The sequence below is a fragment of the Arthrobacter sp. MYb224 genome (genome assembly GCF_002975455.1).
Classification (GTDB): Bacteria; Actinomycetota; Actinomycetes; order Actinomycetales; family Micrococcaceae; genus Glutamicibacter.
In genome coordinates, this window is record NZ_PCPU01000002.1 from 124,060 (window position 1) to 143,805 (window position 19,746).

The 19,746-nt window shown below is 62.5% G+C and carries 19 protein-coding genes; 9 read left to right on the top strand and 10 right to left on the bottom strand.

Annotation, left to right across the window (positions count from 1 at the left end; all coding sequences use genetic code 11):
• The 3 genes from CQ017_RS03825 to CQ017_RS03835 are packed head-to-tail and all read right to left on the bottom strand — an operon-like array spanning position 1 to position 2,960.
• On the bottom strand, positions 1 to 1,521 hold the full coding sequence (locus CQ017_RS03825; RefSeq protein ID WP_105552589.1) for an ABC transporter substrate-binding protein: 1,521 nt from the start codon (positions 1,519 to 1,521) through the stop codon (positions 1 to 3).
• Positions 1,522 to 1,539: 18 nt separating this feature from the next.
• The gene (locus CQ017_RS03830) at positions 1,540 to 2,226 is read right to left on the bottom strand and encodes an ATP-binding cassette domain-containing protein (protein ID WP_105552590.1); all 687 of its coding nucleotides are present in this window, start codon (positions 2,224 to 2,226) and stop codon (positions 1,540 to 1,542) included.
• The gene (locus CQ017_RS03835) at positions 2,223 to 2,960 is read right to left on the bottom strand and encodes an ATP-binding cassette domain-containing protein (RefSeq protein WP_105552591.1); all 738 of its coding nucleotides are present in this window, start codon (positions 2,958 to 2,960) and stop codon (positions 2,223 to 2,225) included. Before CQ017_RS03835 ends, CQ017_RS03830 begins: the two co-directional genes overlap by 4 nt.
• Before the next feature lie 346 nt (positions 2,961 to 3,306).
• Here CQ017_RS03835 and CQ017_RS03840 point away from each other — a divergent pair, with 346 nt between their 5' ends.
• The 9 genes from CQ017_RS03840 (at position 3,307) to CQ017_RS03880 (ending at position 11,908) form a co-directional block, all read left to right on the top strand.
• Positions 3,307 to 4,305, top strand: a complete 999-nt coding sequence (locus CQ017_RS03840) for a pyridoxal-phosphate dependent enzyme (protein ID WP_181150488.1) — start codon at positions 3,307 to 3,309, stop codon at positions 4,303 to 4,305.
• Positions 4,302 to 5,933, top strand: a complete 1,632-nt coding sequence (locus tag CQ017_RS03845; RefSeq protein WP_105552593.1) for an FAD/NAD(P)-binding protein — start codon at positions 4,302 to 4,304, stop codon at positions 5,931 to 5,933. The genes CQ017_RS03840 and CQ017_RS03845 overlap by 4 nt, the downstream gene beginning before the upstream one ends.
• The gene (locus CQ017_RS03850; RefSeq protein ID WP_219843907.1) at positions 5,933 to 7,354 is read left to right on the top strand and encodes a Y4yA family PLP-dependent enzyme; all 1,422 of its coding nucleotides are present in this window, start codon (positions 5,933 to 5,935) and stop codon (positions 7,352 to 7,354) included. The genes CQ017_RS03845 and CQ017_RS03850 overlap by 1 nt, the downstream gene beginning before the upstream one ends.
• 217 nt (positions 7,355 to 7,571) lie before the next feature.
• On the top strand, positions 7,572 to 7,997 hold the full coding sequence (locus CQ017_RS03855; protein ID WP_105552594.1) for a YciI family protein: 426 nt from the start codon (positions 7,572 to 7,574) through the stop codon (positions 7,995 to 7,997).
• A 1-nt stretch (position 7,998) separates the two neighbouring features.
• A complete protein-coding gene (locus CQ017_RS03860; RefSeq protein ID WP_105552595.1) occupies positions 7,999 to 9,288 on the top strand; it encodes an RNA polymerase sigma factor in 1,290 nt (429 codons plus the stop codon).
• A gap of 76 nt (positions 9,289 to 9,364) precedes the next feature.
• Positions 9,365 to 9,751, top strand: coding sequence for a VOC family protein (locus CQ017_RS17815; protein WP_146112422.1), 387 nt, complete (start codon positions 9,365 to 9,367; stop codon positions 9,749 to 9,751).
• Between the two features lie 44 nt (positions 9,752 to 9,795).
• Positions 9,796 to 10,179 carry a VOC family protein gene (locus CQ017_RS03870; RefSeq protein ID WP_105552597.1) on the top strand — a complete coding sequence of 128 codons (384 nt, stop codon included), beginning with the start codon at positions 9,796 to 9,798 and terminating at the stop codon, positions 10,177 to 10,179.
• Between the two features lie 462 nt (positions 10,180 to 10,641).
• Positions 10,642 to 10,812, top strand: a complete 171-nt coding sequence (locus CQ017_RS03875) for an SDR family oxidoreductase (RefSeq protein WP_219843908.1) — start codon at positions 10,642 to 10,644, stop codon at positions 10,810 to 10,812.
• Between the two features lie 79 nt (positions 10,813 to 10,891).
• Positions 10,892 to 11,908 carry an Ldh family oxidoreductase gene (locus tag CQ017_RS03880; RefSeq protein WP_105552598.1) on the top strand — a complete coding sequence of 339 codons (1,017 nt, stop codon included), beginning with the start codon at positions 10,892 to 10,894 and terminating at the stop codon, positions 11,906 to 11,908.
• A 140-nt stretch (positions 11,909 to 12,048) separates the two neighbouring features.
• On the opposite strand, the gene CQ017_RS03885 is transcribed toward CQ017_RS03880, so the two are convergent.
• The 7 genes from CQ017_RS03885 to eat form a co-directional block, all read right to left on the bottom strand.
• On the bottom strand, positions 12,049 to 13,281 hold the full coding sequence (locus tag CQ017_RS03885) for a glutaminase (RefSeq protein WP_105552599.1): 1,233 nt from the start codon (positions 13,279 to 13,281) through the stop codon (positions 12,049 to 12,051).
• Positions 13,282 to 13,505: 224 nt separating this feature from the next.
• Complete coding sequence (locus CQ017_RS17820; RefSeq protein ID WP_146112423.1) at positions 13,506 to 13,727, bottom strand: hypothetical protein; 222 nt, start codon at positions 13,725 to 13,727, stop codon at positions 13,506 to 13,508.
• A 65-nt stretch (positions 13,728 to 13,792) separates the two neighbouring features.
• Positions 13,793 to 14,593 (bottom strand): 3-oxoacyl-ACP reductase, encoded by an 801-nt coding sequence (locus CQ017_RS03890; RefSeq protein WP_105552600.1) that lies wholly within the window; start codon positions 14,591 to 14,593, stop codon positions 13,793 to 13,795.
• 56 nt (positions 14,594 to 14,649) lie between these two features.
• Positions 14,650 to 16,050 (bottom strand): aldehyde dehydrogenase, encoded by a 1,401-nt coding sequence (locus CQ017_RS03895; RefSeq protein ID WP_105552601.1) that lies wholly within the window; start codon positions 16,048 to 16,050, stop codon positions 14,650 to 14,652.
• The gene (locus CQ017_RS03900) at positions 16,047 to 16,817 is read right to left on the bottom strand and encodes a gamma-glutamyl-gamma-aminobutyrate hydrolase family protein (RefSeq protein ID WP_258133480.1); all 771 of its coding nucleotides are present in this window, start codon (positions 16,815 to 16,817) and stop codon (positions 16,047 to 16,049) included. The genes CQ017_RS03895 and CQ017_RS03900 overlap by 4 nt, the downstream gene beginning before the upstream one ends.
• Before the next feature lie 19 nt (positions 16,818 to 16,836).
• Positions 16,837 to 18,228, bottom strand: coding sequence for a glutamine synthetase family protein (locus CQ017_RS03905; RefSeq protein ID WP_181150489.1), 1,392 nt, complete (start codon positions 18,226 to 18,228; stop codon positions 16,837 to 16,839).
• Between the two features lie 50 nt (positions 18,229 to 18,278).
• A complete protein-coding gene (eat, locus tag CQ017_RS03910; protein ID WP_105552602.1) occupies positions 18,279 to 19,715 on the bottom strand; it encodes an ethanolamine permease in 1,437 nt (478 codons plus the stop codon).
• Between the last annotated feature and the right edge of the window lie 31 nt (positions 19,716 to 19,746).

The following is a 19,746-nucleotide window of genomic DNA, read 5'->3' on the forward strand; positions in this document are numbered from 1 at the left end:
TTACTCGGCGCCGAGCCGGGTGGTGGCGGTGATCAGCTGGCGCTCGCGCGGATCCCGTGAGGCATCCTGAAGGTCAGGAACTTCGCCCTGGATGACACGTTCGTGCAGCAGCGGAATTGCGGCATCGGTGCCCAGAATCCTGGCTTCGGCCAGCATGATCTGGTGCTGGCGTTCTTTGCCGGCTTCGGTTTCCGCGGCGGTCTCGATCCCCTGGTCAACTTCCGTAGAGCAGAGCTGGGAAATGGCGAAGCCGCCCTCGCAGCTGAAGTCCGAGGCGAAGTAGGCCACCGGATCCCCGGAGTCCAGCACGGTGGCGCGGGAGAGGATGAAGGCGTCAAATTTGCCGTCGAGGGCATCGGCTTCGATGTACTGGTATTCGCGCACATCTTGGCTCACCTCGAACCCGGCGGCTTCCAGCTGCTGTTCCAGCAGCACGGCGACCTCGGGAAGCTCCGCCCGATCGGTGAAGGTGCCAAGATTGATCTTCACACCCTTCACCTTGGCCGGTTCCGCCCGGCCGGACAGCAGCTGCTGGTAGTCGGCGTCTTGGCGGTAGCCGGCCGCGTAGGGCAGGGCCGGGCCCAAGAGGCCGTCGGCGAGATCGGCCCGGTTCTCATAGACAGATCCGACGATGGCGGCGCGGTCGATGGCCTCGCGTGCCGCGGCGCGCACGGCCGGATCCTTAAATGGTCCTTGCTCGGTATTCAGGTAGAGCGTATTGGTGCGCGGCATCGGCACCTCGGTGAGCAGTTCCTGATCCACCGAAGCGGCCTGCCCCGCCGGGATTGCCTCCACCACATCGGCTTCCCCGGTGCGCAGCGCCGCGGCGCGGGCGGTTCCGTCCGGGACGAACTTCACGTCGATGCCCGAAGCCTTGGCCGCCTCGCCCCAGTAGTCATCGAAGCGGTCCAGGGTGGCTCCGGAGACGCCGTCTACGGCCACGAGCTGGAACGGTCCGGTTCCCGTGCCCAGCGGGTTCACCCCGGATTCCGTGTAGGCGGCCGCGTCAAAGATGGCCAGCTGCGGGCTGGAGAGCCGCTGGGGCAGCAGCGGGTCCGGGTCGGCGGTGGTGATGCGAATGCCTTGCTCTCCGTGGGCTTCCACGCTCAGCTGCGTGCCGTTCAGGATGCGCGGTACCGGGGTGGAGTTGATCGCGCGGCGCAGCGAGTTCACCACCGATTCTGCGGTCAACGGCTGCCCGTTGTGGAAGCTGACGCCTTCACGAATGCTGAAGTTCCAGATCAGCTCTCCTTCACGGGTCCACTCGGTGGCCAGTCCAGCTACCGCGTCACCGGCATCATCCAGGTTGACCAGGGTTTCCGCGGCGGACCAGCGGGAGAGCTTAAAGGCGTCGTCGCTGAGCGGGCTGAGCCCGGAACGCGGCGGCTGCATATGCGCCACGGAGATGCGGTCCGCGGCGGCTTCTCCGGGGCTGGCGGTGGAAAAGCACCCGGTGAGCGTGAGTGCACCAACCAGGGGGAAGAGAATCAGTGCGAGGGATCTGGCACGTGGTCGAATCATAGGTTGTCTATTCCTTGGCTAATTGAGGCGACTTTGGGTGGGTGCACAGATGCGCACCGTGCGCGAACACCGCGCGGCAAGCTGGGGGTCATGGGTTACGAGAAGCAGCGCCACACCCGAAAGGGCTATGGTCGCGAGCAGATCGGCGGATACCGCACACGCAGTCTGCGGATCCAGGGCGCTGGTCGGTTCGTCGGCCACGAGCACCGCCGGGCGCACGGCCAAGGCCCGGGCAAGGGCCGCACGTTGTGCCTGGCCGCCGGAAAGCTGGCTCGGACGCCGCCCGAGCAGCGCCGGGTCAAAATGCGCGAGCTCGGTGGCTTGCGCTATCAGATGCTCGGCGGATTCACCTGGCAAGAGCCGCGCGATGGCATGTGCCATTGACTGGCGAATCGTCCAGCGCGGCACCAGGGCGGCCGCCGGATCTTGCGGAACTCCCTGCACCAGCCGGCGCCGCTCCGTGCAGACTAGCTTGTGCGGTGCGGCCCACTCGTGGCCCTGGACATTGATCCGGCCGGAGGATGGTGCGCGCAACCCGAGGACCATCTCGGCGAGCGTGGTTTTTCCGGATCCAGAGGCGCCCACTACGGCGATTGATTCACCGGCCGAAATCTCAAAAGTTGTCGGAGCGAGCACCTGCCGCTCCTTGGCGCCGCGCCCGTAGGTTGCGCTGACCTGCGCTACTTCCAGTACGGCCCGGCTCATGGCCGTGCTCGTTCCATGGTGGGCCCGGCGAGTTGGCAGATCTTCCCGGATTCCAGCGCGAGTCGACGAGTCGCCAGCGCATTGGCTACCGCAGGATCGTGCGTCACCACCACGAGCGTCTGCCGAGTGGTGATGACACGGTCAAGCAGGGCCAGGGTCTGGTCCCGCGATTCGTGGTCCAGGGCGCTGGTTGGTTCGTCGGCGAGAATCAGCGGAGCATCGCTGAGCACTGCCAGCGCGACCGCAGCGCGTTGCGCCTGCCCGCCAGATAGTTCCGCGGGCCTGCGCTGGCTCAGTGCCGGGTCGGTCAGCCCCACGGCGTTCAGTGCCTCGTGGACCTGGCCGGCGTTTTTTCCGGTGACCTTGCGCAGCTGCCGCCCCAGCGGGAGAAGCGGGTGCAGAGCATCGAGCCCGCGCTGCGGAATGAATCCGATGCGGGTGAAATTCGCCGTGCGGGTGCCGGTGAAAGCCAAGCCCGCGGCCCACCGTCCGGTGAGCGTGGCCAGCAGCAGGGACTTGCCGCTGCCCGAGGGGCCAGTGATGACAATGCGCTCGCCGGGGAACAGCGCAAGCTCATCGATTTCGAGCAGGGACTGCTGAGTTCGCGCAGCGACCACGCGGGCGTTTTTGAGGCGGATCAGTGGGTCGGATGGCGCAGCGAGCAGGGTGATGGGCTGTTGCCCAATCGCGTGGCCATCCGTGGCGTGCTGAGCGAGGGTGCTCTTAACTGTCATAATGAGAATGATTATCACTTAGATTAGACTATTGGCGCAAATCCTGCGTGGGCCCGCCGGGCAGCATTGCCTGCGGAGCAACTGCTTGGGGGCCGGCCGGCGACGCGCTCAGTGAATCCAGGAGAGGGCCGGGACCGTTCGGCAAGGCGTAGTTTCTGCAGGTATTCGTGGAATTTAGCAGTGGTCAGCTAGCGGAAAACGAAAATCGACACTGAAACGTGCGTTTTGCCAGCCAGTTCCGATCTTCCATGTTTAGACTTGCCAAACTGGGTAGCGGTGGAGGTCACACCGCATTCATTTGGCCAAGCACTTGTCAGCAGGATTTGTCACCGCCCGAATGCGAGTAATGATCATGGATAGTGTAGGAACTTTGAGTCCGTTCAACTCACCAACGGTGAAACTGGACAGGCTTTTTGGCACGCCTCGTGTTGAGGTTTTTGCAAAACTGGATTTGCTGCAGCTCTCCGGGAGCACCAAGGAACGCACCGCCGGTAGCCTGATCGATGCCTTCATGCGATCGGGCCAGCTGCAGGCCGGCGGCATGGTCGTCGAGTCGACATCCGGAAATCTGGGCATCGCCTTATCCAGGCAGTGCGTGGTGCGCGGGATCAAATTCGTGGCTGTCGTCGACGAGAACGCCAATAAGTCGGCGTTGGAGATCATGCGCGCCTACGGTGCCGAGGTTTATCTGGTGCTTGACCCGCCGGACGGGAACAAGCTCGCGGCCCGCCGCCGCCGGGTAGCGCAGCTGCTCGCCGACAATCCGGGCGCCGTGACAACCAACCAGTATGGTTCACCGCATAACCCCGAGGCGCATTATTCAACCACCATGCCCGAAATCATGGAAGCGATGGACGGGCGTCTGGACATGCTCTTCGTCGCCACAAGCACCACCGGCACTCTTCTCGGCTGCCAGCAGTACGTGCGCGAGCATGGCCTGGCCACGGAGCTGGTGGCCGTGGACGCGCTGGGTTCGGTGCTCTTCGGCGGCGACTCCGGCAACCGGCGGCTACCCGGACTCGGGGCAGGGATTGTCCCGGCGCTGGCCCTCCAATCCGAACCGGATCGAGTGTGCCGAATTCCGGAGATCCAGATGGTCCGCGGCTGCCGGCGGCTCGCCCGACGCGAAGGGATTCTCGCCGGAGCGTCAACCGGTGCGATTGTCTCCGCCATGGACCAGCTGCTCCCGGAGATTCCGGATGGTTCACGCATCGCCTTCTTGGTTCACGACTCCGGGGTGCCCTACCTGCAAAGCGTCTACAACGATGACTGGGTCCGCGACAATCTGGGCGAGGAGCCGGATCTGGATTCTTCGCAGTCGTTGGAAGACTCTCCGGCCCGATGACCCGCATTGCCATGATTGGCGGCGGCCCGAAGTGCCTGTTCGCGTTGCTTGAGCTCAACGACGCATTGACAAGCATTCAGGAAACTCCGGTTCGGGTTGACGTCTATGATCCTTATCCGCCGGGGGCCGGCAGGGTCTGGAATACCGGCCAGCCGCGTGAGCTGCGGCTGAACGTCAATTCCCGCATTATCGATGCGTCATCCACCCTGTGTCTGCAGAGCTTCGATCAGTGGCGGGCCGTTAGCGGCGAAAACGCTGGAGGGGAGGACACCTACCCCGCGAGAGCCCTGGTCGGGGAGTACTTGCGCGAGCAATTCGAGCGGCTCGTCGAAGACGGGTGCCTGAACCTGGCACACCGGCCTTCGGTGGTCACGGGGATCGTGCGCCAGGGAGCGCAGTGGGAAGTTTTCTCCGAGCAAGGATCCGAACTCTACGATGAGGTGGTGCTCGCGACCGGGCACGGACTGGCCGGATACCGTTCGGAAGGCATGCTTGGCGGGGCGCTCAGCGCTACGCAACTGACGGTTGAACGCGAAGCCGATGCCATGGGCAAGGTGCCGCCGGGAAGCAAAGTTCTCATTCGCGGCGCGGCACTGACCGCCTATGACGTGGTCCTGGCCCTGACCGAGGGGAGGGGCGGGCGCTGGGAACAGGTAACGCGCAACGGGTTAGCCGCGGTGCGCTATCTTCCCGGTGGGCAAGAACCGGCGCGCATCACCATGACTTCGCGTAGCAATATCCCGATGAGCCCCAAACCGCAGCGCATTCCAGGGCCGCTGCGCGAGGTTCTGGATGATTTCCGAACTCGCATTCGCCGATGGGGCGCGGCGAACGCGGCACCCAGCGGCAAAGCCACGGACCGGCCCGAAGCTGATCTGGATGCGCTGTGGCAGATGCTGCTGGCTTGCGCCCTGCGGTGCGCGCGGCATAGCGGCATCCGCGCCTCCGCCACGGAGCTGTGCAACACCGTCCTAGCCGGACAGTCCCAGGCCTTTTCGGCCATCAATTCTCCCGCCGAAAAGCTGCGTGCGAGCCTCCGGGCCAACCGCAGAGTGGATCCTGCCACCCACGAATGGATCTGGTCCATTGTCTGGTCAGGACTTTATGCGCAGCTGGTTCAGGCGCTGTCCAGAATCCAGTGGCGTACCGGGGACCGCGAGCGGTTCAACCGCCTGGCCGCAAATCTCGAACGCATGGCTTTCGGACCGCCCGAGCCCACCGCGTTGAAGCTGCTGGCACTGTTCGATGCGGGAATACTTCACCAAGTACCTTTCGCCGATGCCGCAGCTACCGATGCGATAACGATCGATGCGGTGACCGCACCAGCAGGGGCGCTCAGCGGCCCGGCACCGGAGGGCCGTCCCGCTCATTCCTTGTTCGGCAGCCTGCTCGCCAATCAAGAAATCCAGATCCGCCGCGCAGAACGCGGGCTGCTGACGGACACCGACGGCACCTGCCTGAACGCCCGAGGCGAACGGAACGAATCGCTGGCTGCCCTGGGCAGGCCCACCGAAGACCCCACGCTGGGCCACGACACCTTGAACCGCGACCTGCACCCGGAATACCGGGCTTGGGCTCAACGAATAGCAACGAAGATTACCTCCGCAAGCCAGAAAGTAGCTCCCTGATGCCACCACTGATGCACGGAACCGCTCCGCTCACCGCTCGTCTGGAACCTTGGATGGAACGGCTCCTGGCCGACCCGATGCTATGCCAAGAATTGATCGAAGAGCACGGCTCGCCGTTGAACCTCCACGATTTTGCGCCGATGAGCCGGAATATCGGTGAGCTGCGCCAAGCCGCGGAGGAACACGGGATCGATTTCCAGATCTATTTGGCGCGTAAGGCAAACAAGACGATCGGCGCCATCGACCAAGCCGCAGCCGAGGGTTGCGGCGTCGACGTGGCGAGTTTCAACGAACTCGACCAGTGCCTGAAGCGAGGGATCCCGGCAGAGATGCTGATCGTCACCGCAGCGGTTAAGTCACCGGCACTGCTCACGTTGGCGGTGGACAACGACGTGGTGCTGAGCCTGGACAATGTCGACGAGGCGCTGGATCTGCTGGACATTGCAGAGCGGTCCGGGCGCCGAGTTCGGGTCGCGCTGCGCCTCGCCTCGGCGAACCCAAGGATTGCTCCCACCCGTTTCGGGCTCCACGCCGCGCGGTGGCTGGACTTTCTCGACTCTGCGGACCGAACCGCAGGCTTGGAGGTGTGCGGCATCCATTTCCACCTCAACGGGTACAGCGGAGAGCAGCGGGCCTTGGCGTTGGCCGAATCGTTGCGGCTCATCGATGTGTTGCGGGAGTTGGGCCATGCCCCGCAATTCGTGGACATGGGCGGCGGGATCCCGATGTCCTATCTGGATGATGCCGCGCAATGGGCCGGTTTCTGGGAGGGCCTTGCCGCCCTGCCTGCCGGGGATGAATCCTTGACATGGAAATCCGACCGGCTGGGCGCCATGGGGGCCGAGCCAAGCGGCTCGGTGTATCCGTACCACCAGAAGTTGATCCGCGGAGAATGGCTGACTCAAGTTCTTGCAAGCCATCCCGAAGGCGGGAATGAGTCCGTAGCGCAGATGCTCAAAGAACGCGGCATTCAGCTGCGCTGCGAACCAGGTAGGACGCTGCTGGACGGCTGCGGGATGACGCTTGCCCAGGTGGCTTTCGTCAAAACCCGCAGCGATGGGCTCCCGCTAGTGGGCCTGCATATGAACAGAACGCAATGCCGCTCAACGTCGGCAGACTTCCTGGTGGATCCCTTGCTCCTCCATACAGGAACGCCCCGAGGCGAGCGTGCGGCGCTCAGCGCGTTTTTGGTGGGGGCCTATTGCATCGAGGAAGAGCTGATCCTGCGGCGTCGATTCGAATTCCCGCAGGGCGTGGCCGCCGGGGACCTCGTAGCTTTTCCTAATACCGGCGGATATCTCATGCACATCATCGAGAGCGGATCCCATCAGCTGCCCTTGGCACGCAACCTCTGCTGGGATGCCGGCGAATGGGTCCAAGACCTTGGAGATCGGCAGAGCACCACAATGCTGTCGCGGTGAAACTCTATTGCCCGTCTACGTTGAGGCATCATGTGACCGCCTCGGACAGGCATTCGGCCAAGTCAACGGCCGGCAAGAGAAGCAGCCTGCGCCATGTTATGCAGCGCCCAAAAAACTTTTAAAGTTCTTTGAAAGTTCTGTCGATCCTGGCTCTTCCGGTTCGACGTCTTCTATGAGAGGGTCAAAAAAGCTGGCCCCGGATTCAAGGAGGAACACCATGAAATTCATGCTGATTATGCGTGCAACCGATGAGGGCGTGAAGGCCTACCAGGAAATTCCCTTCGAGCAGATCATCGAAGATATGGGCAAGTACAACGAGTCCATGATGAAGGCTGGGGTGATGCTTGCCGGCGAGGGACTGTCCGATGCCGCGGAAGGTTCTGTTGTCGACTTCTCTTCCGAGGAACCATTGGTCACAGACGGTCCCTACGGCGAGACCAAGGAACTGTTCAACGGTTTCTGGATCATTGAAGTCTCCTCCAAGGAAGAGGCCATTCAGTGGGCCAAGCGCGCTCCACTCGGAACCGGCGCACTTTTGGAAGTCCGGCGTGTCCACGGACCCGAGGACTTTCCAGCCGACAACGAGTGGATTCAAAAAGAAGAAGGCTGGCGCGAGGAACAGGCTCAGCGCGGCCAAGCCTAAGATGAACAATTCGCACGATGAAGCGACGGCGCGCTCAACCGAATCTCACGGGGTTGAGCGCACCGTGGCCGCGATCTGGCGGATCGAATCCGCGCGGATCATCGCCACCCTGACCCGGCTCACCGGCGATTTCGGCTTGGCAGAGGATCTGGCGCAGGAAGCGGTCATCGATGCGCTGCGCCAATGGCCCGAGCAGGGCGTACCGCGCAATCCGGCGTCCTGGTTGACCGCCGTGGCCAAGCGCAAGGCCATCGATGGGTTTCGCCGCCGCGAGCGGCTGGATCAGCGGCTCGCCGTGATGGGCCAAGAATTGGAACGTGAACAAGAGTCCGCGGTGGACGAGCTGCCATGGGACCCGGATGAGATTGATGATGACGTGCTGCGCCTGGTGTTCATCTCCTGCCATCCGGTGCTGGCCCGCGAGGCGCGGGTTGCGCTGACGCTGCGAGTAGTCGGCGGATTATCGAGTGAAGAAATCGGACGGGCGTTCCTGCTGCCGGTGGCGACGGTGCAGCAGCGGATAGTACGTGCGAAGAAGACCCTAGCGGCGGCTCAAGTCCCTTTTGAGGTTCCCAGCCACGGCGAGCTGCCCAAACGTCTTGGTTCCGTGCTGGGCGTGCTATATCTGATCTTCAACGAGGGGCACACCGCCAGCAGCGGAACCGACTGGATGCGTCCGGAACTCGGCCAGGAAGCGGCCCGGCTGGCCCGTGGACTGGCCGCCCTGATGCCCAAAGAACCGGAAGTCCATGGGCTGCTTGCGCTCATGGAACTGACCGCGGCGCGATTCCCGGCGAGGGTGGATGCCAAAGGCGAACCGGTACTGCTTGCCGATCAGGATCGCCAACGCTGGGACCAGGGAAAGATCAGCAGGGGGCGCCAAGTGCTGGAGCGCGCGGACGCCCTTGGCCGGGGCCGCGGTGCGTACTGTCTGCAGGCAGCGATCGCTCGCTGCCATGCCCTCGCGCCGAACATCGAGGAGACCGACTGGGACCAGATAGTGGTTTTGTATGAGGCGCTGGGGCGGCTGGCGCCCTCGCCGGTGGTTGAGCTGAACCGGGCGGCGGCTGTGGCGATGGCCACCGGACCGGAATCCGCGTTGCGGATTATCGATGGGATCCGGGCAACCGGTGCGCTGCGCAGATACCACCTGCTGCCTGCCACCCGAGCGGAGTTGTTGCTGCGCCTGGGACGGGAGGAAGAGGCCCGGCTGGAGTTCGCGCTTGCCGCCTCGCTGGCCGGAAACGAACGCGAGCGTGCACTCCTGCAGGCGAAGGCTGCCGGAAGTTGAACTTATTCGGTCGTTCGGGGTTTCCGGTCGCTTTGAACCGTGGACCGGTCGCTCGGCGGGCGTTACGCTGAAGCCCATGACAGCGCTCATTTCCCATACGACTTTTGACAGCATCGATGCCTTCACCCAATCGGTATTCTGGGGCCAAGTTCTCGGTTTTCAGGAAGACCCGGATGACCCGAACCTTGCCGGCGAGGAGGAATGCATGATCTTCTCCGCTGACGGTACGCAGCGCTTGCTGTTCATCGAGGTACCCAATGCCAAACAGCTCAAAAACCGTGTGCATCTTGATCTGAAACCAGCGAATGGCACCCTCGACGAGGAACTAGCGCGATTGCTGGCCCTAGGGGCGCGGGAAGTCGATGATCTGCGTAATCCGGACGGAACCGGATGGGTGGTTCTTGCCGATCCGGAAGGCAACGAATTCTGCATCCTGCGAAGCGACGCCGAACGCAGAATTTAAGAGCACCGTGAGAACTTGCCGGTCGAGAGGTCTAATGTAGGGCCATGACACAACAAAGCAAAGTCACCCTCGGAGCAATCAACCTAGAGGCAGAGAATCCCCAAGCCCTGGCGAATTTCTGGGCCGGCGTGACCGGAAGCGAAATTTCCGGTGGCGGAGACAGCTTTTATTTGCCGCCCAATGGAGCCGGCGGGTTTGGCATGTTCTTCCAGCCGAGTATGCGGCCGCGTCCCGAATCTCAGGTTGCACACTGGGACCTGACGGTCCCCTGGGGTTCACGCGCCGAGGAAGTTCAGCGAGTAATTGCCCTGGGGGCGACGCACAAGTGGGATGTGCTCGAAGAAGTGGCGCACGTTCAGTGGAGTACTCTCGCTGACCCGGAAGGCAATCTTTTCTGCATCGCCGAACATCCACCGGTCAATAGGTAGCCGGTAGCCGGTGTCCTCATAACAGGGAAGTACCCTCGGGTGGATCTATTCGCCCAGGTGCTTTCCGACATTGTATTTTCGAGATTCCGTTCTTCGGCACCGGGCGCCGAGCAGCGTCGCGTTGCTGGTAGTTTGCGGGCTGTTCTTCACCATTTGGCCGCGCGGGTTGAACATCCGCGGCAAGCGCAAGCAACCGCACGCTCTGGGCGGCATTCTGGATGTTCGTCGCCGGGTACTTCGCTATATCTACGAAGATGGGCCCAGTGCCTGCTGAGGGTGGATTTCCGGCAGGCCCATGTACTACCTGCGCAACGGCATGGCCTACCTGGGCCATCACGCGGGGCACCATCGCCGGGAATTTCCTGACTGAGAACGGCTGTCTAGGGGTGCTCACCGTGCACCCCACGGACGGCCCGGCCGCGATCGTTGAAATTGTAAGTACGGACTTCAACACGAAGGGCGTTGCCGGCTGCGCATCTGGACCCGGAAGATCCGTCCATTGCGGCCCTGCCGCTGGGGGAGATCACCCGGGCCGCAGAGGTCGCCGAGCTGGCCGCATTCTTGGCCAGCGGACGGTCCCGACACGTCACCGGAGCGACAATCGATATTACCGGCGCCGACTACGTACGCTAGAAGGACCAGTCAAGCGAGCCTATCCGTGTCCAAGGGTCCAACTACGGCGCACGGTGGCCCCAACGTTCCTAAGGAATTCATGTCTAACCAGCTCACCGCGGTGACTAGCTCACCGGTCCAGTTGCACCGCTTCATTGCCGACTGCATGCAGGCAGTCGGCGCATCCGCTGCGGATGCGGGGTACATGGCCGGGCAGCTGATTTCCTCCGAATTGGCGGGGCACGCCTCGCACGGACTGCGCCGCCTTCCAGAATATGTGGATCGGGCGGTCGCCGGCCACGCCAAGCCCGGCGCCCAGGCGACCGTGGACCTGGACAGCGGTGCCTTGGTGCGGCTGGACGCCCACGAAACCTATGGGCACTTTGCGCTGCGCGATGCGACCGCGCTCGCCGTAGAGCGATCCAAGAAGTACGGAATTTCGGCGGTAGCGGTGCACAGCAGCGAATATGCCGGGCGGCTGGCGCCCTTCTGCGAACAGGCCGCCGATGCCGGTGTGGTGACGCTGATCTTCGGCAACAACAATGGTGCCGGACAGATTGTGGTGCCGCCCGGTGGAACCCAAGCACGGCTCTCAACCAACCCGTTGGCAGCCGGGGTACCTCGCGCCGAGGCACCCCACCTGGTTATCGACTTCGCGACCAGCGCGGTGGCCAGCGGGCGTCTGGCCGAGGAACGGGATCGCGGCAACACGCTGTCCAAGGAATGGGTGGGCGCCGACGGGCTGCTGAAGCCTTTCGGCGGTTTCAAAGGCTTCGGTTTGGGGTTGCTAGTCGAGGCGCTCGGCGGAGCGCTTTCGGGTTCGCAGACGGTGTCCGAGCGGAAAACCGCAGACCACCAGGGAACGCTGATCATCGCCATCGACGTGGCTCAGCTGCGTGACCTGGAGGAGTACACGGCACAGATTGAAGAGTTCATCAATTACGTCAAGGGCAGCGAGCTGCAGGACGCGGCCGAACCCATCCGGGTGCCCGGGGAACGCGCGCCGGTTCCGGCGCAGATCGAAGCGGCCACGGCCATTACCTTGAACGTGAAGACCTGGGAGAACATGCAACGCGTGGCCGCAGCGCTTGAAGTTCAGATGCCAACGGAGATTTGAGAGCAGCCAACGGACACCGCGGAACTCTATCCCGGCTGGCCGCGACACGATCGATTAACGGTCATGAGACCGCCTCGTTAGCGTCGCTGAACCATTGAGTCCGGTTGAAGCCCGGAGGGCCGGAGCCTGCCAAGAGGATTCTAGGATCTCTCCGGGTACGTGCCGTCTCCCAGATCGGGATTCGCCAAGGACTGCAGCGGGTCATTGATGAAGATCCGTCGCCCGTCCATGCGCAGCCTGCGCAATCCTTCAAGGGTCATGCGGCGCGCGACGTCCGTGAAGGAATGCACGCGGGACATGTCAACGTGGACTTCGCTGAGCGAGGTGGAATCGGCCATGAGGTCTAAGAGCTCCGCGGCCGCAGTGAATTGCACGTTCCCCTGCAAGGTGAATACCTCGCGGCTGCTCTCTCGTTGCACTCCGACGACCTCCAGCAGGCCGTGGCTTGGCGCAAAAAGATGCAGCCCCATGTCCGCGGACAAGCGCTCAAAGGCACGCCGGGCGCGCTGGCTGTTGCCGTGCTCGTCCAGCCGCGGCGAAAAGCCGCCGATCCCCACCTGGTCGGGAAGCACCCCCACCAGGCCGCCGGCCACTCCGCTCTTCGCGGGAATGCCGACCCTGGTGAGCCAGTCTCCGGCACCGTCATACATTCCGGCGGTAGCCATCACCGCCATGACCTGGCGGGCTACATCCGTGTCGATGACGCGCTCGTGGGTGCGCGGTTGTACCCCGCCGTTGGCGAGGGTGGCCGCCATCATCGACAGGTCGGCCACGGTCACCAGAATTGAGCATTGGCGCGTGTAGCCGGCGACTACCTCATGCGGGTCGCTGGTGAGGATTCCGTAGCTGCGCAGCATATGCGCGGTGGCAAGGTTTCGATCCGCCGTAACGAGCTCGGAGGCGCAGACGCTTTCGTCGATGCGTAGTTCCCGGCCGGCAAGCTGCGAGAACATGCTCAGCGTGCGCGCCACACGTGCTTCGGGGTCCGCGCGCTCGCCGACGAGCAAGCCGTGCGTGGCGATGGCGCCTGCATTGATCATCGGATTCTTCGGGCGGTGCGTGTCGCCTTCGAGGGACAGCTCGTTGAAGGCTTCGCCCGAAGGCTCAACGCCAATGGACTCCAGCACTCGGTCTATTCCGCGGTCCATGATCGCCGCGGCGTAGGCGAAGGGCTTGGAGATGGACTGGATGGAGAATTCTGTGTCAACGTCACCGGCCGAATAGGTGCTTCCCGTGCCGGTGGTGACCGCCAAAGCAAACAGATCGGGGTTGGCTTCTGCTAGTTCCGGGATATAGCTTGCCGTCGCGCCTGTGGTGTCTTCGCGGAGCGTGCTGAGAACTTCGTTGAGGTAGTCAGGGATGGGAGTTTTCATGGCTTGGATCCTCATCGGCAGAATTGAACTAGCGGCGATTGGCTCAACATGGTGCGTTTAGAAACGGGTAAACTATTCCTGCGTTTCCAACCTAGCGCTTTAACCAAGGCATTTCATGCACCCGCGGGCTTTTCCACGCAGACCGTCGCTTGCCGTTCGGAGCGGATCCGCGGGTTCGACTTTCCCACCCAAGACGATACTTTGGCGGGGAAGCAGGTACGGGTTTAGCCGAGACGTGCCTGACCAGCGGAGGCCACGCAGCGTTCGAGGATGGGCTCCACCGCTTGGGAAGTTTCATCCGCCAGCCCGCGGACCGTTGCCGCGCCGATTAGTTCGGGATGCTGGAGCAGAGCGAGCCGGTGACCCGCTAAGTCTCGGGGATCAGATGGCACCCATGGGAGGCCTGCTTGCTCGGTGAGTCGGCGGAAGGCCGCTGGCAATGCCATAAAGGCAAGAGTACTCCCCAGATCTGGACCGTCAGTTGCCAGATTCTGGGGAGTACTCTTGCTATCTACAGCGGGGTTACGTAGGCTCCTGCGATGCCGCCGTCCACCAGGAACTGGCTCGCGGTGATGAAGGAAGAATCATCGGAGGCAAGGAAGGCTACCGAGGCCGCCAACTCATCTGGTTCCGCGAAGCGTCCCAATGGCACATGCACCAGGCGGCGAGCGGCGCGCTCCGGGTCCTTGGCGAAGAGCTCTTTCAACAACGGGGTGTTCACCGGTCCGGGGCACAAGGCATTGACGCGGATGCCCTGCCGGGCGAATTCCACACCGAGCTCACGGCTCATGGACAGCACCCCGCCCTTGGAAGCCGAGTAGCTGATCTGGCTGGTTGCCGCACCCATGACCGCGACGAAGGAAGCGGTGTTGATGATGGAGCCCCGGCCTTGTTCCTGCATGTAAGGCAGCACGTGCTTGCAGCAGTAGTACACGCTGGTCAGATTGACCTCCTGCACCTTGCGCCAAGCGTCGATGCCGGTATCCAGGATGGAAGCATCGTCTGCCGGGGAAATCCCCGCGTTATTGAATGCGATATCCACCGAGCCGTAGGTCGACTTGGCTGTGGCGAACAGGTTCTTGACGTCGTCCTCATTGGTGACATCGGTGCGGACGAAAAGCCCGCCGACTTCCGCGGCGGCTTTCTGGCCGATGTCCTCGGCACAGATATCGCCAATGACCACCTTGGCACCTTCATGGGCCAAGCGCTTGGCCGTGGCCAGCCCGATGCCGGAGGCACCGCCGGTAATAGTGGCGACTCGTCCGGCAAGCCGATTGGTGACCAAGCCGTTGTATGGGGCCGTTTCGCTCATTTGATGGTTCTCCTTGTTAGTGATTTGTTTTAGTTGGATGATGCTTTGCGGGTAAATCAGCTTTCGGTGTCAATGAAGACGTTCTTGACCTCGCTGAAGGCTTCCAGCGCATCCGGCCCCAGCTCGCGGCCGAGTCCGGATTTCTTGTAGCCGCCGAAAGGCGTGGAATAGCGCACAGAGGAATGGGAGTTCACCGACAGGTTCCCGGCCTCGACCCCGCGGGCCACGCGCAGGGCGCGGCCCACATCCCGAGTCCAGATGGATCCGGAGAGCCCGTACTCCGAGTCATTGGCAATGCGGATAGCATCGGCCTCGTCCTCGAATGGGATCACCGCAACGATCGGTCCGAAAATCTCTTCGCGCAGGATCCGGTCCTGCGGATCTTCGGGAACCACGACCGTAGGCGGGAACCAGTAACCCTCGCCCTGGGGGATCTTTCCCTGGTAGGCGATATCGCTGCGTGGGTTTCCTTGTTCATCGAGCAGGAACGAAGACACCGTTTGCAATTGCTTGGCGGAGACCAAAGGGCCCATCACCGTAGCTTCGTCGCTCGGGTCCCCGACGGTAACCGCCGCGACGGCCTGGGTGAATTGCTCCATGAACTCATCCAGAACGCTGCGCTGCACCAGGATCCGGGAGCGGGCACAGCAGTCCTGTCCGGCGTTGTCGAAAACTCCACCCGGTGCCTGGGCGGCTGCCTTGTCGAGGTCTGCATCAGCGAAGATGATATTGGCGCTCTTGCCACCCAGCTCCAGGGTGACCCGCTTCAGCTGATCCGCGCATCCGCGCATGATCCCCTGGCCCACTTGGGTGGACCCGGTGAAGACCACCTTCCGGATGTCGGGATGGGTGACAAAGCGCTCGCCGACTACAGAGCCCTTGCCCGGGATGACGATGAAGACGCCCTCCGGGAGGCCGGCCTCCCGGGCTAGCTCGCCCAGGCGGATGGCGGTCAACGGGGTCAGCTCGGCTGGCTTGAGCACGACAGTATTGCCTGCGGCCAAGGCCGGGGCGAATCCCCACCCTGCGATAGGCATCGGGAAATTCCACGGCACAATGATTCCGACGACACCCAGGGGTTCGTGGAAGGTCACGTTCACTCCGCCTGCGACGGGAATCTGCTTGCCGAAGTTCCGTTCCGGGGCTGCTGCGTAGTAGTTCAGCACGTCCCTGACGTTTCCGGCCTCCCATCGGGCGTTGCCAATAGTGTGCCCGGCATTGAGTACTTCCAGCTGGGCCAGATTCTCGAGGTCGCGGTCGACTGCGTCCGCGAATCTGCGCAGCAGCGCGGCGCGCTCTGCGGGGGCCACCTGGCTCCATGCGGGAAAAGCCTCGGAGGCTCGGGCAATGGCGGCATCCGCCTGCGCGGTATCAGCCAGCGCGACGTCCTGGACTGCTTGCCCAGTAGCCGGGTTGATCACGGTAAAGGTGTCTTTCACTGCGGTATCAGTGCTCATAGCGCTTCCTGTGGTGTCTGGATAGTTTTGCGGGTGGCGTAGTCGTGGGATGCCTGGACGAAAGCCTGCATCAGCCGGATGTCGTCCAGATTCTCTTCTGGGTGGAACTGCGTTCCCAAGACCCAACCCGGGGCCTGCGGCATTTCAACGATTTCCACCGTTCCGTCGCTGGCCCGCGCGGTGACCGCCAACCCCTTGGCAACGTCCAGCAGGGACTGGTGGTGATAGCACGGAGCGCTGGCCCGGCTTCCGAGAATCTGCTCAGCCAGCGAACCGCGCACGGTGGTGAAATCCACCGTGCCGAATACGCCGGGAGCCGGCTGGTACTTTTCGGCTGCTTCCGGAAGCACGTCAGGCAGGTGCTGGTTCAGGGTTCCGCCCTGCTGCACGTTGAGCACCTGGGCGCCTCGGCAGATGGCGAACAGCGGAACTGCTCGCTCCAGCGCGGCGGCTGCCAAAGCCATATCGTGCAAATCCCGCTCGGGTTGCGCCGCCGTGCGCGGATGCGGTTGCTGCCCGTAGTTGGCAGGATCCACATCCACGCCGCCAATGACAATCAGCCCGTCCAGGATGTCCAAGACAGCGAGGTCGGTGGCAACCGGTGGCAGGAGCATTGGCGTCCCGCCGGCTGCGACCACCGATTTGATGTACTTGCCCGGGACAATGGCCGCGGTGCTTTCCCAGACACCCCATTTGGCTTCCTGCCAGTAGGTGGTCAGCCCGATGCGTGGTCTGCGCTGCGCCGCTGGGTCCGATGGATAGTTCACTTGTAGTTGTCCTTCGTGATCAGTGGCGTTCGAAGCCGCGGGAAACTTCCCAGTCGGTGACTGCCGCGTTGAACTGCTCGATTTCCACGTCCGCGTAGCGGGTGTAGTGCTCCACGACTTCCTTGCCGAAGATTTCCAAGGCGATCTTCGAATTCGCGAAGAGCTCACGGGCCTCGGCCATGGTTTGGGGCACGTGCTGGGCTCCGGAATCGTAGGCGCTTCCGGTTACCATTTCGGGTAGTTCCAGTTTCTTCTCGATGCCGTAGAGCCCGGCCGCCAGCATGGCTGCCATGGCCAGGTACGGGTTGGCATCCGCACCGGGCAAGCGGTTCTCCATGCGTGCACCGTAACCCTTGCCTACGAGCCGGACCGCGCAGCTGCGGTTGTCCAGCCCCCAGGCGACGGCGGTAGGTGCGAACGAACCCTTGGCGAAGCGCTTGTAGGAGTTGATATTCGGAGCGTAGAACAGCGTGAATTCCCGCATGGTGGCCAAGACGCCGGCGATGAAGTGGTTGTACATCTCGGTGCGTTCTCCGCGGGCTTCGTCCCAGAAGGCCAGCGAGCCATCTAGCTTGCGCAACGACATGTGGATATGGCAGCTGGATCCTTCGCGCTGGTTGGGCTTGGCCATGAAGGTGATGGATTGCCCGCGCTGCGAAGCCATGTGCTTTGCGGAGAGCTTGTAGAAGGTGTGGTTGTCGCCCGTGGTGACCACGTCGTCGTATTTGAAGGCGATCTCGTGCTGTCCGAAGTTGCACTCGCCCTTGGCCGATTCGACGATCATGCCCGATTCGTACATGGCGTTGCGGATATCGCGCAGCAGCGGCTCGACGCGCATTGAACCCAGGATCGAGTAGTCAACGTTGTGCTGATTGGCCGGGGTGAGATTCCGGTAGCCGCGCTGCTGGGCATCTTCGTAGGAATCGTTGAAGATCAAGAATTCCAGTTCAGTGCCTGCCATGGCGCGCAATCCCAGTGCGGAGGCTTTTTCCTGCTGCGCCTTGAGCAGGGACCGCGGGGCCACTGGAACCGGGCGTCCGTCCGTGGTGGCCAAGTCGGTCTGGATCAGTGCCGTGCGTTCCAAGTACGGAACTGGGCGGATGGTGTCGTAATCGAGCACGAACTCCATGTCGCCGTAGCCGGTATCCCAGCTAGTCAGCGAGTAGCCTTCCACGGTGTTCATCTCGGTATCCACTGCCAGCAGGTAGTTGCAGGCTTCGGTGCCGTGGTTCAGCACGGTGTCCAGGAAGAACTGGGCGTGGACGATTTTTCCCTGGAGCCGGCCCTGCATGTCGGTGAAGGCGAGGATGACCGAATCATAGGCGCCGGTGCGAATGCCGTCGGTCAGCTGTTCAACGCTCAGCATGCGTTCGTTCTTCGCGGCTTTGACGAGTTCTTGGATGTCTTGCATGGAGAATGTTCCTTCGATTGTCGGGATTTGGTTCATTGGCTGGGGCCGGCTTATTTCAGGGCATTTTCTTCGGACTCCAGAATGGCGAATTCTTCTTCGGGCGCGCTGGCAACCAGGCGATGCCGGCTATAGAACCAGAAGTACGCGATTGCCAGGGCGAAGACACCTGCGGTGATTCCTGCCGCGAGGATGTCCACGACGAATGTTGCGATGAGAGCGATGATAGCCAGCACCAGTGCAATGGAAGTGGTGACGATGCCGCCCGGGGTGCGATATCCGCGGGGCAGATCGGGTTCCTTGATCCTCAGGACAATGTGGCTCAGATTCAGCAGCACGTAGGAGACGGTGGCTCCGAAGACGGCGATATTGATCAGTTGGTCGCCATTGCGGATGACTGCGGCCAGGATGAAACCAATGGTGCCTGGAACTAGCAGGGCGACCCAAGGAGTGTGGCGGGAGCCGGTCAGCGACAGGACCCGGGGCAGGTAGCCGGCACGGGAAAGGGCGAATAGCTGCCGGGAGTAGGCATAAACAATGGAGAAGAAGCTGGCCACCAGACCTGCCAAGCCTGCGTAATTCACGAAGTTCGCCAACGCCGAATTCTGTCCGTAGGCTTCGCGCAGGGCCTCGGGAAGCGGTGATCCGGAGACGCTCATGGCCTCGGCGCCAGCGACTCCTGGGACCAGGATGAGCACGGCAGCACCGGAGAAGACCAAGAAGATGACTGCGGTAATGATGCCCTTGGGCATATCGCGTTTCGGATCTTGCGATTCTTCGGCAGCCAGAGGAACGCCCTCTACTGCGAGGAAGAACCAGATGCCGAAGACAAGTGCAGCGAGGGTTCCGGAAACGCCGAAGGGCATGAACGCGGAGGAACCGACTGAACCATCTGGAACGATGTCGAAGAGGTTGCTCGGCTCAAAGTGCGGAATTAGACCAAAGACTGTGACCACTAGTGCCACGATGGCGATAGCGGTGATGCCGAACATCAACTTGAGCGCTTCGCCCACGCCCCACATGTGGATGCCGATGAAAACAATGTAGGTGACCAGATAGACGGGCCAGGAATTGGTCATCCCGAACAGGCCGAGAGCTTCGATGTAGCCGCCAATGAAGGTAGCGATGGCGGCGGGAGCCACGGCGTACTCGATGAGCACCGCCATGCCGGTGGCGAAGCCGCCTAGCGGCCCCATGGCTCTGCGGGCGAAGCCGTAGCCAGCGCCGGCCGTGGGCAGCGTCGAGGACATTTCTGCCAAGCCGAACACCATGCAGGTGTACATGATGCCCATCAGAACGAAGGCAATGAGCAGTCCGCCCCAGCCGCCAGCGGCCAAGCCGAGATTCCAGCCTGAAAAATCACCGGAAATAACGTAGGCGATGCCCAACCCGGCAAGCAGGATCCAGCCTGCGGCGCCTTTCTTGAGCTGCCTATGTTGTAGGTAGTCTTTGTCAACCGATGCGTAGTCGATATGTGAATTCTTGGTCATGTGAGCTTCCTCGGTCCATGAGTCCTGAATC